We start from the raw sequence: 10,359 nt of genomic DNA, 5'->3' as shown, positions 1-10,359 counted from the left end.
GTTGGCGAATCATTAGATTCAGATAGTGGGTTACCGCCTCTAGCGACAGGTTAGCAACTTCCATGATCCTGGCCTGTAACCAGGCGGCAGCTTTGTAGCTATTCCCGCGCCAAGCACAGAGAAGATGGAATATGTCTACCGGGATCTGCACGATGAGGGCGCGATCCTCGGCTACGGTAATCTTGGCGGTGATGTGGTTGGAGCTTTTTCTGGCTGCTACGAACAGGGGTTTGGAGGCAAGTTGATCCAGACAATTTGGCATGAGTAACCTCCCACAATTTCTTCAATGAGTATAGCAGGTGTTCTGTTGTTTATATAAAAATATATTTTGATGCTCTAATATTAGAACAGGAAATACCCACCAGCCACCAAAAGTGAACCGCCCCGGATTTGATAGAGGCTCCAACCTTGAAGAGAATGGAGCCATAAACAAGTCAAACAAGTTTTCCCCTGAAGTACGTGAGCGCGCTGTGCGCATGGTGCAGGAGCACCGTGGTGAGTACCCCTCACTATGGGCCGCTGTAGAGTCGATTGCCCCAAGATCGGCTGCGCGGCGCATACCCTGCTGAATTGGGTCAGACGTGACGAGGTCGATGCAGGCACGCGCCCAGGCGTAACCTCGGCAGAGGCCCAGCGCATCAAGGATCTGGAGCGCGAGGTCAAGGAGCTGCGCCGTGCCAATGAGATGAGGTGGCCGGGAATGTCGATATCGATCCTGTGGCAAGCTCCTTCGCCGGTTGCGCGCGGCCTCAATCCGGCGGTCCGCCGTCGAGCAGGCACGCGGCCTTTATGCCATACCAGGTATCCCAGAGAGTCGGCAGCGCCTTGTGTCGGTAGCTGAATCCGCCGGAGGGATGCTGCAACAGCCTGAGCTGAGTGGCGATGGCCGCCGGGTATCGCGCTGCGATGCCCAGCCGGGCACCGAGTTCCAGTCCGGCCCAAAGCGCGACCGTGGACGTTGTTCCGGCCGACGGCGTAAGCCGCAGCCCAAGTATCGGGTCCTCGCATTGGCGCCACCAGGCGGCGACGGAGGCATCCGCGAGTTCGAGTCCTCCGAGTCTTGCCGTCTCGATGGCGAAACCGGTGGTTTCCAGGTCGGCTCCGGGCTTTGCCCATACGCCATCCCGCGTTCGGGAGGCATTGAGGAACCGTGCAAGATCGCGATGCAGTTTGCTTGAAATATCGGACGCGTGAAGCCGAGTCAGCTGCATCAACTGATAGAGTTCGATGATCGTCCCGCGCCAGTCCCGATCGGCGCCGTTCTCCACGGTCGCGGCGCGGGATTCCCAGAGCTCATGGATCCATGCGGATGGATCGTGTTTCGGCTGCATGCCAAACAAAGCCAGTGCCTTGCAGGCTGCCCACGCTATCGTAATCGTCGCCCAGCTGCCGTTTTCGTATTGCAGGGTTTGCAACCAGGAGAGAGTGCGCTCTGGCTGCGGAGGAGTGACGCCGAGACGGAGCAGAGAATCAAGCGCTGCCAAGGTGTCGCGTGCATTGGGTTCTTCCACCCCCCATTCCGGAGTGCGATAAAAGGAATATCCGCCTTGTCTGCACTCCCGACTGAGAATGTAGCGAGTTGCCGCATCAACGTCGAGCATCGCGTGCGCTGGAATTCGTGGAGTCGTTTTCATCACAACTATACTCTTTAATTTATCGAGGGGTGGTTTCAAGTTTGAAGTGCAACGCCATACAGTCCACCGAACCACCGTTTGATGGACACACCCGCCGAGGCCTTTCCGGCCAATGTTTTCGGGCAGGCCTCGGAGGTTGTTGGAAAGATGGCCCAAAAGTTGGGTTGTTGGAAAATGTCGAGACCTGCACCTATGGCTTACCCTAGTCACCAGCGCACTCATCCGCCGAGGTCTGCACGGTCGCCAGCTATGGGCACGGAAGCTCTGCCGCCTCGATTCATTGGCAGGCCAGAAGCATATGCGCGGCACAGGCGTATCCGGCACTCCTCCAGTGATCGGTATTCACCGTAACACAATTGTATCATGGTCTCATGATACCAAGATATATCGGTATCAATCATCTAGCGGCGGAAGCCCCTTGTCAGTAAGCAGACGGGATAGCCCTTCGAAGACAAGCTGCTGCAAGCTAACTCCTTCGTGACGCGCGAAAGCATGGACCCGCTCCCAGTTCGGGCGCGAAAGCCGAATCGTCATACCGATAACATCCCCCTTTATCTTCTTGCGTCGAGCTGGGCCAAGACCGGCAGGGGTAGGCATACTCTCCGGCGTGGTTGCTGCCTCGACCTGGGCTGGTTGCTGGGTGAAATCTGACAGCTTGGGTCTTTTTGCACTCATAGAACCTCCTTTATTAGCCAACTCCACAAGTCCTGAGTCTCGGCAGCGGCGCGTGGATCTTCGTATTCAGTAACCCCCGCCCCGGCAGCAATCGCCCGCGCATAGCTCCGGCGCTCGATGATTTCGACAGGGGCCACAGGAAAGCCGTATACGGCTAATGCCTCGCGGGCTTCCTGTATCTCGTAAGCACGGGGTGGGCATGCGGATAAGACAAATGAAGCGGGAACCTTGGCAGCCTGGATAATCCGCACCATCGCAGCAGCAGCGGCAACGTCCAGGACAGAAGGACGAACTGGTAACAAGGCCAGATCGGCGGACCCGGCTATCTGTGACGCAGAAGGGGCAGCATGTGGGGCCGTGTCGATAAGGGCTAAGGTCATGCCTTCGCTTTTGGCAGCCTCAAACACCCTCCCAAGATCGGGGGCGGCAACTGTGGCGACCACGGGGTCCGGTTTACTCCTGGACCTGCCCCACACCGACGCGCTTTGCTGCGGGTCCGTGTCGATCAGAACGACGCGCTCGCCGGACCCAGAAGCGGCTACTGCCAAGTGAATAGCCAGGGTGGTTTTCCCGGCCCCGCCCTTTTGTGAGAGGACCGCTATTTTTCGCATGACGTGCTCCAACGGTCTTTACCTTCAGAGCTATCATAGCGCCTTGGCTTTTTTGGTATCAATATACCAAAATACCAAAATACCAAAATGCCATGCTACCAATACGCCTTAGCAATACCGGCACCTGGGCTAAATTGGTATGGACAAGCTACTCAGGAGAGGACTTTTCGCACAGCGCGTCAAAAAGAGCGTACCAAGGACCAGGAGATCAGTTTGCAGATCGTTTTCATTTCGCTATCCCCAAGAACACGGCCAAGCATCGCTCAACCTCTACCAGGGTATCCGCGTCGATGTGCCCGAAGACTGGCCCGACCTTGTCGCGCCTCACGGTCATAGTCTTGTCCACCATCACCTGTGATGGCTTCTGTAGGCCATTCTCTGCGCTCGGCTGTACTGTGACGCGCAGCAATGGCGCTGGAACAAGTGTGCTAGTGATAGGCAGCACGGTAACGCTGCTGTGCTCGCTGAACTGGTTGGCTTGAACAACAAGCGCGGGCCGTGGCTTGCCAAAGTCGCCTTGCATGGCGATGGTCACCAGGTCGCCGCGCATCATTCCGTCCAGCCGTCCACGTCTGCCAAGGATTCCTCCATGAACTGCTGCATGGCGATGTCGGCATTATCGGCCTGAGCAGCAAGTAGACATTGGCGGCGGCACTCCTCCGCAAAGTCCGGGCGGCGCGTGTCAGGCACCCAGATTTGCACCGGACGAAGCCCCGCCCTGCGCAGTGCATCGCGGTGCTTTTGAACGCGCTGATTAACGTGTGTTGTTGCCATTTCCAAGACTCCAAGCAAGTTACATGCAACATTATACGCGGGTAATTAGTTACATGAAACACCAACTTAGGCAGCGCAAACAAACTCCCCCAAGCCGATCCCATCGGCTTTATCTTGCGTTCACTCCTGTTGGTCAGGAACGGATACTTGGCAGATTTGCGTTTCTGGGAGTAGATTCGCCAGATGATTTTGAAATTGCAAAAGGTATTGGTATGAACCGCAAAAACCAATGCCCCGATTCCTTGTCAGCTTGGAGAGCAGTAGCAGGAAATCGGGGCATATGGGCACCGGACGGCACCGACACCGTGGAAAAGTGTAGCAATCGCTACGCATCTTCACTAGCCCCCCGGTCCCGTCAACAAGGCGCGAGCACCAGGGGGCAGCATGGCCGCCCATAGAAATTATCACCCCCTACCCAATCAGCTAGGCCTTGGCCTGGATCTTCCCCTGTCCCATTACGAGCTGCTGCACGAGAAGCAGCGTGGTGTGGTCATTCACTGGGAACGCAAAGCCCCCGAAGGAAAGCGCTGGATCAAGATCAAGCCCAATGATCCCCGCATCCCTGAGATCTTCCGCTATGACCAGGGACGGGAAGATATCTTCATCACCGTCAACGAGTTCGACGGCTGGCGATTCATTCGCCTGTTGCGTTCGCTACGGTCCCTGTATGTGGACCTGGACGACTACACGGACGTATACGGGGTCCTCGATGCCTGCACCGATGCCCAGATCCCCACGCCCAATATCATCGTGGCTTCTGGGAAAGGCCTGCACCTGTATTGGCTCCTGGAACCCCTACCCCCCAAGGCGCTACCCGTCTGGCAACGTTGCCAGGATGCCCTGATCCGTATTTTCCGCCCCCTGGGCTCCGATGCTGCGGCCAAGGATTGCACCCGGCTATTACGGGTCGTGGGCACGAGAAACAAAGGGGAAGAAGTCCGGGCCATTGTCCTCGATGGGCACCACTGGTCCCTCCGGCAGATTGCCTTTGAGATCCTGGGCACCGAAGGCAAAGCCAAAGTCCGAGATATCCGGGTCAAGAGAAAGACCCCCGACAAGGCCATCCAGGGCAGCATCTATGCCCGCTGGCACCTGGTATTCCAGGACCTTCTCGCTATCTCCGGCCACTATGGGCACCATATTCCCGAAGGCTACCGGGACAAGTGGCTATTCCTCATTGGCGTAGCCCTGAGCTGGTTCACCCATCCCGAAGGCATCGAGGATGAAATCGTAGGCCTTGCCCACCATCACACGGACCTGGAGCAACCTGAGATCCGCCAGGCCATGCAACCGGTCTTAAAACGCGCCCTACAGGCCGCCCAAGGCCATACCATCGAGTGGAACGGCCAGAAGGTCGATCCCCGCTACCGATTTCGCAGGCAAACCCTCTACGACTGGATGAGCGACCTCATCCCCCCGACTCTCCTACCCAATCTCCGGGCCATCATTCCCAATGAGGAACAGAAACGACGAGAACAGGCACGCCAGAGTGCCCGTAATCGGGCCAAAGAAGGCCGCTATGCCACGCAATACACCCTGGATGGGGTAACAGTAGCCAACGAGGAAAAACGGGCCACAGCGCGGCTCCTACGGGCCAAAGGATGGGCCTACAGAAAGATTGCGGCGGAGCTTGGAGTGTCTGGTATGACCGTATGCAGGTGGTGCTCTGATGTAACTTAATCGCCCCTCTTGTATATCCCCCGAAGGGTAGGCCTGCTTGCAGGCTCCCTGCCAGGGCAGTAGCCCTGGATCAGAGGGGCATTTCCTCTTTGTTTTTCTAGGGCCTTACGGGATGTGTCCTGGCGGTTCCAGATCGTTAGATCGGAAAAACTGAATTAGGCTGGCTGAGGGCCAAGCGTAGCGGAGCGGAGCGCAGGACCGAGGGCAGCACCCGAAGGCCGTAGGCCGAAGGGAGAACGGTGGAAAGCGTATCGGCTAAGACATCGGCCAAGAGTGGGCGAGGCCTCCATGTCCGGCACGGAGGGGGAGAGGGTTTGGGCCTGCCACTTTTGGCGGCAAGCCTGATTCTCGAATCGTGGGGAAGCCTTAGCATGGTCATCCACAGCCTTATCCGCCGTTTTTGTGGATGGGTAGGGCATCCCCTATTCCACCGCCTAGAGCGGGTGCTATGCCGTGCCGGAAATCGCGCCTATACCGATCCAGCGATTAGATATGATGCGTCATATTTAATCGCTGGATTTGTATTACCGTCATTTCAAGTACCCCTCGCTTTAGCGAGGGGTACTTGAATACACGTCTTGATCAACCCTTGGAATCATCCAGCAACTTTTTCTTTGTGCTCATGACCGATAACCCCCTGTCGACAAAGAACTGAATCTGTCCATCGCTAAACGACTCTAATTGATCGTTAAATCGGTGCAGATAACCCAAGACAGCAGGGGAGGCCCGCTCTCCCAAACCCGCTAATTTTGGATGACAGAAGAACCCCGTCTCACTATCGACAAGCCCCGCAAGTATAAACAGTCCCGCTAGATCAAACAGGCGGTGGTTCCGCTCCTTGCGCCGCTTAGTCGACATTTTCGCAGTCGTCGCTTTGGCTTTTTCAGCAGCGCGGTGGGCAGCCTCATCGGCGATCATCTTCCTAACAATGGCATTGATCTGCCTCTCATCGTCCCTAGTCCGATTCTCCAGAGCTAACAATGAGATCAGCAACTTCTGGAATGTTGTCTTATTTTTCTTACCACGGATACTCTCGATGTTCTCGTCAATCCATTTTTGCGTTTTTGCTGTCAACATGGTCAATACCCCATATGTCAAAATGATAAAATGATGATACTTGAAATCGTAGACCTGGTATTATACCTGATCTTGGTTCCGCACATTGGTTAGGTTGTAGGTGTCGCGTTTGTTAGTAGCCTGCTCTGGGCATCCCGTGATTAGATCATGGCATCCCTCCTGATGATGACCAATTGCATCTAAAGTGACGCCACAGTCATACTCACTTTGGCTTTCCAACCCCTTGATTTTGGTAGCACTAATCGCTATATTAGGTAGCGGTTGTGTGCAGGAATACCATTTTCCGGCAGGCACGCTTAACGGTTTCTCTGGAGAGAAACCCCGCGTGCCCCTAGCGGGGGCTGAGACGGTGGCTGTATGGCTATCTATCACTTGACGATTAAGAGCGGTAGCAGGGCAGGCGAGAGCAAAGGTGCTGGCGGGAAAAGCCGGTATCTGCTCCGCCAAGGGCCATACTCTGTCGAGCGAAAAGAAATCATTGAAGGGGCTACCGTCCGGACTGTCGAGGTAGACAAGACCCATGAACTAGTCTTCAGTGAATCCGGCAACATGCCAGAGTGGGCAGATGCCCCTGTAAAGTTTTGGGATGCCTCTGATCGTTATGAGCGAGCCAATGGATCAACGTACAGGGAGATAGAGGTTGCACTACCGGGCGAGCTAACATTTGAGCAGCAGATAGCATTGGCAAAAGATTTTGCCGCCACTATCAGTAATACTAAAGATGGTAAGACGCCGTACACCCTCGTCATCCATCAACAAGACCCAAGCAATCCGCAGAATAGACATGTACACATCATTTTGTCCGATCGAATCAACGATGGAATAGCTAGAGGCCCAGAACAGTTTTTCAAGCGATACAACAGCAAGGAGCCTAAAAAAGGCGGAGCGCGTAAGATGGAAGATCGGCGAGCAAAGCCGGGCCAGAACTGGGCGCATAATATGCGTCCTCTCTGGGCGCAAATAGCCAACAGGCACCTTGAAAAAGCCGGACTATCAGTCCGCATTGATCACAGATCACTTGAAGATCAACAGGCCGAACTGGAGCAGAGAGCCGAGCAGGCCAAGGATATTGATGAAAAAGTTGATCTACTGATCGCCGCATCCAGGCTGGGCCTTAAACCAATACACAAGGGCAAAACCACCTACCACAATCCGGCCAAAGCAAAAAATCGCATGGCTGAGATACAGGACTATGAGCAGTACCGAAAAGCCATACACCGGCAACGCAGAGCGGACACGGTGCTGTCAAAGCGCATCACCAACCCTGAATCACTACTCCAACAAACACAATCAAGACTACGGAATGAACAACTGGATCGGGAATGCCAAAACGAGATTTTTCCATCAGTCCGCCACCCAGAGAAAAGCAAATGGCGTATATATCGGGAGCGCCTACTGACACAGCGGTACAGTCCGGAACTCGCCGCCAGGCTATCTCGATATGTCCGTGTCGATGTGGACCTGATCGACCACAGCATCAAGTTGAGCAACAAGGACATCGAGGTTATCGACAAGGGAGACCGTATCACAGCCTGGAGCGGCAACAGTCGAGAGATCGACGTCATGCTACAGATCGCAGAGGCCAAGGGATGGAAAACCTTGTCCTTCACTGGAAACCCCGACTTCCAACTGGAGATCGCTACTGAGGCCTACAAACGAGGGTTCGAGATCCACGATAAACAGCTATTGCAACGCGTCCTCGATGCTCAAGAGCAGGCTAAAGCCGCCGAGAGAACCGCTGAGCAAAAGGAACAGAAAAAGGGTGAGTCTGTTGAGAAAAGCCCGCCCTCGCCCACCAAGGCGGAGCCAGATCGTAGGCCTACAGAACAGCCGGAGGTACCGTTACAGCAGGTAGAGCCGACTCAGCCGAGGCCTGCACCAGCCCAGACTCCAGCACCGCAACTAACCGCCCAACAACTGGAGGCCCTAAATCGCCTACGAGCCACACATCGAATTCTAGCAACGGACGGTTATACACCCCTCACAAAGCCTAGAATCTGGTACGAGCGCGTTTATAAACCACAGATCCAGGCATGCGCTGGCATTTCAGTGGAGATCGTAGACAAATACATCAAGGACGGAACAGAGGCAGGTAGACAGGCCCGTGAAGAGCGTTTGAAGCGCAATTCAGCGCCGGAGCCGAATCCAGCACCACAGCAGACAAAGCAGGAACAGCCTATTCCTACTCCGCCTGCATCCGCCAAGGTCGAGCCGGAGCGTAGGCCTACAGCTCAGCCCAGTAGAGCTGAGCTGGTCAAGGCTAAAGAGCGCAGGGAGTTGAACATCTGGTTTGCTAAACAGCAACGCCACGACCGCCGCAGGCCTTCAGAGATACGTGCTAGGTGGGCCGAGCGCAAAAAGCTGAGAAAAGAACGGGCGGCAGCAGAAGCAGCTAAAGCCGAAGAGCTTAAATATGAACAAAAACGGCTACAGTGGGAGATTGAAACAGTCGAAGGCGAGCGCCGGTTATGGCATGACTGCGCACAAATCAGCAATGGCAAACCGCATGTGCCGTGGGATCAGTGGCGGGATAAGACTCCTGAGCAAATATACGGCCGTGGACATGGATCATGGCTTCGCGACGCGTATTACACACGCATGTCGCCTAGCGACGGCGGTCTTGTTATCAAAGGCCGTGATGCGAGCATTGTTGACGCAGGCAGCATCATGCTAAGCAAAAATAAAGAGGACGACATCTTCTTGCTGCTATTGCTAGCCGAAGCAAAAGGGTGGACGGAGCTTACAATCACAGGGCCTGAGCAGTTTGTTGCGGAGGCCTCTCGGGCCGCTCTGGAAAAAGGGTTCCGCTTGTCTGGTCGTACGCTTGAGTCTCGTATCAAAGCACCAGAACCGCAGAGGCCTGCACCAGAGACACAGACAGAGCCGACACGCAAAATCATCAAGCGGAGCGACTTCATCCCGCCAAAACGCGATCGAGGCCTTGGTAGGTGATCCGCAGTCGTCCGTCGCGAGGCATCGCCTCGCTAGGCCGTCTTGCGGATGGATTTTGGCGTGCTGTCATTTTGTCTCATGTCGAGAATTTCAGTAGTATTAAAAATCAATGCGTTACGATATCGGCATCTGGGACTGATAAGACAATTTGGCGCATTTTGTCTGATAAAGGTAATCTAGGTATTATGTAGCGTCAGAGAAGCCGGCTTTAGCAAGGTTGAACCTCTTATACCTGATCCAATGATGGTTAGCGTAAGATTCAAGGATAACAAGACGGGTTAGTAGAATATCAGGACCGTCAGCCAGCCAATCGATAGCCGTCGGCATCCTTGCCCCGCAAGCGTCGCCAGATCACCTGACCACTGAGGCGATTGGCGACCACAATGAAGACCTTGCGGTACACTCCGGGTGGGCAGGTGAGCGCCCGTACCCCGTGCCAGGACGCAGAAGTCTGGGCGAAGAGAAAACTTCGGTTCCCCAAAACCTGAGATGCGCCGGCTTCTTGCAAATCATCAAAGTTCGGTGCCGAATGCCGCGGCCAGCGACCTTGGGCATCCAGTACCAGGGTCTGTCCGCCCCAAGATTCGTCCCATTCCTCTGGCGTGTTGAAGTAGAAAATGTGGGAACCGATCTTGCGGCGTGCATCGGTGTGGGGGGAGACGGAGGCCCCGGCCGGAGCATAGTGCCAGTGCATGGTGAAAATGACGGGACTGTGCGGACCCAAACCAAGCATCTGGCGCCAGAAGTTCCGATAGACCGGGCTATACAGTTCTTTGATGAACTGCTGCCAGCGGGGAGATAGCTTGGGCAGCAGGCCGGGCCGAACTTGCAAGGCCAGCCGGTCATGACTTTTCTGACCATGGGCCCGGCTCTTCCCTATGTGGTTTTCGAAAAGGCTCGGATCAGGAAGCTCTGCGGCCAATTGATGAAAAATCTCTGGCCGCAAGAAGCCCTGA

At 55.2% G+C, this 10,359-nt stretch carries 9 protein-coding genes and 2 pseudogenes; 3 read left to right on the top strand and 8 right to left on the bottom strand.

The annotated features are described in order from the left end of the window. A pseudogene (locus RTI30_RS10040) lies at positions 1-262 on the bottom strand (hypothetical protein); the annotation flags it as partial. A 214-nt stretch (positions 263-476) separates the two neighbouring features. On the opposite strand from RTI30_RS10040, the pseudogene RTI30_RS10035 reads away from it, so the two are divergent. Beyond that, a pseudogene (locus RTI30_RS10035) lies at positions 477-688 on the top strand (transposase); the annotation flags it as partial. Between the two features lie 61 nt (positions 689-749). On the opposite strand, the gene RTI30_RS10030 reads toward RTI30_RS10035, so the two are convergent. From RTI30_RS10030 to RTI30_RS10010, 5 genes are all read right to left on the bottom strand, one after another. Continuing rightward, on the bottom strand, positions 750-1,637 hold the full coding sequence (locus RTI30_RS10030; RefSeq protein ID WP_312283713.1) for a hypothetical protein: 888 nt from the start codon (positions 1,635-1,637) through the stop codon (positions 750-752). Between the two features lie 390 nt (positions 1,638-2,027). Continuing rightward, on the bottom strand, positions 2,028-2,309 hold the full coding sequence (locus tag RTI30_RS10025) for a hypothetical protein (RefSeq protein ID WP_312283712.1): 282 nt from the start codon (positions 2,307-2,309) through the stop codon (positions 2,028-2,030). Beyond that, on the bottom strand, positions 2,306-2,920 hold the full coding sequence (locus tag RTI30_RS10020) for an AAA family ATPase (protein WP_312283711.1): 615 nt from the start codon (positions 2,918-2,920) through the stop codon (positions 2,306-2,308). The genes RTI30_RS10025 and RTI30_RS10020 overlap by 4 nt, the downstream gene beginning before the upstream one ends. A gap of 226 nt (positions 2,921-3,146) precedes the next feature. Further along, positions 3,147-3,473: a type II toxin-antitoxin system PemK/MazF family toxin gene (locus RTI30_RS10015; RefSeq protein WP_312283710.1), complete on the bottom strand. Its 327-nt coding sequence runs from the start codon at positions 3,471-3,473 to the stop codon at positions 3,147-3,149. Beyond that, positions 3,470-3,694, bottom strand: coding sequence for an antitoxin MazE family protein (locus RTI30_RS10010; protein ID WP_312283709.1), 225 nt, complete (start codon positions 3,692-3,694; stop codon positions 3,470-3,472). Before RTI30_RS10010 ends, RTI30_RS10015 begins: the two co-directional genes overlap by 4 nt. A 384-nt stretch (positions 3,695-4,078) precedes the next feature. On the opposite strand from RTI30_RS10010, the gene RTI30_RS10005 reads away from it, so the two are divergent. After that, positions 4,079-5,374: a helix-turn-helix domain-containing protein gene (locus RTI30_RS10005; RefSeq protein WP_312283708.1), complete on the top strand. Its 1,296-nt coding sequence runs from the start codon at positions 4,079-4,081 to the stop codon at positions 5,372-5,374. A 582-nt stretch (positions 5,375-5,956) separates the two neighbouring features. Here RTI30_RS10005 and RTI30_RS10000 read toward each other — a convergent pair. Continuing rightward, positions 5,957-6,451, bottom strand: a complete 495-nt coding sequence (locus RTI30_RS10000) for a hypothetical protein (RefSeq protein WP_312283707.1) — start codon at positions 6,449-6,451, stop codon at positions 5,957-5,959. A 357-nt stretch (positions 6,452-6,808) separates the two neighbouring features. Between RTI30_RS10000 and RTI30_RS09995 the strand changes: the two genes are divergently transcribed. After that, complete coding sequence (locus tag RTI30_RS09995; protein WP_312283706.1) at positions 6,809-9,403, top strand: MobA/MobL family protein; 2,595 nt, start codon at positions 6,809-6,811, stop codon at positions 9,401-9,403. 298 nt (positions 9,404-9,701) lie between these two features. Here RTI30_RS09995 and RTI30_RS09990 read toward each other — a convergent pair. Further along, positions 9,702-10,359 (bottom strand): 2OG-Fe(II) oxygenase (locus tag RTI30_RS09990; RefSeq protein ID WP_312283705.1); only part of this gene is annotated, 658 nt, incomplete at its 5' end.

The sequence above is a fragment of the Candidatus Igneacidithiobacillus taiwanensis genome, from assembly GCF_031962545.1.
Classification (GTDB): domain Bacteria; phylum Pseudomonadota; class Gammaproteobacteria; order Acidithiobacillales; family Acidithiobacillaceae; genus Igneacidithiobacillus; species Igneacidithiobacillus taiwanensis.
Note: the sequence above shows the minus strand (reverse complement) of the source record. Positions and strands in the feature narration are given on the sequence as shown.

Excerpts from the sequence above, each read along its gene's own strand:
- RTI30_RS10025 (WP_312283712.1), bottom strand. The coding sequence starts at position 2,309 with ATGAGTGCAAAAAGACCCAAGCTGTCAGATTTCACCCAGCAACCAGCC.
- RTI30_RS10020 (WP_312283711.1), bottom strand. The coding sequence starts at position 2,920 with ATGCGAAAAATAGCGGTCCTCTCACAAAAGGGCGGGGCCGGGAAAACC.
- RTI30_RS10015 (WP_312283710.1), bottom strand. The coding sequence starts at position 3,473 with ATGATGCGCGGCGACCTGGTGACCATCGCCATGCAAGGCGACTTTGGC.
- RTI30_RS10010 (WP_312283709.1), bottom strand. The coding sequence starts at position 3,694 with ATGGCAACAACACACGTTAATCAGCGCGTTCAAAAGCACCGCGATGCA.
- RTI30_RS10005 (WP_312283708.1), top strand. The coding sequence starts at position 4,079 with ATGGCCGCCCATAGAAATTATCACCCCCTACCCAATCAGCTAGGCCTT.
- RTI30_RS10000 (WP_312283707.1), bottom strand. The coding sequence starts at position 6,451 with ATGTTGACAGCAAAAACGCAAAAATGGATTGACGAGAACATCGAGAGT.
- RTI30_RS09995 (WP_312283706.1), top strand. The coding sequence starts at position 6,809 with ATGGCTATCTATCACTTGACGATTAAGAGCGGTAGCAGGGCAGGCGAG.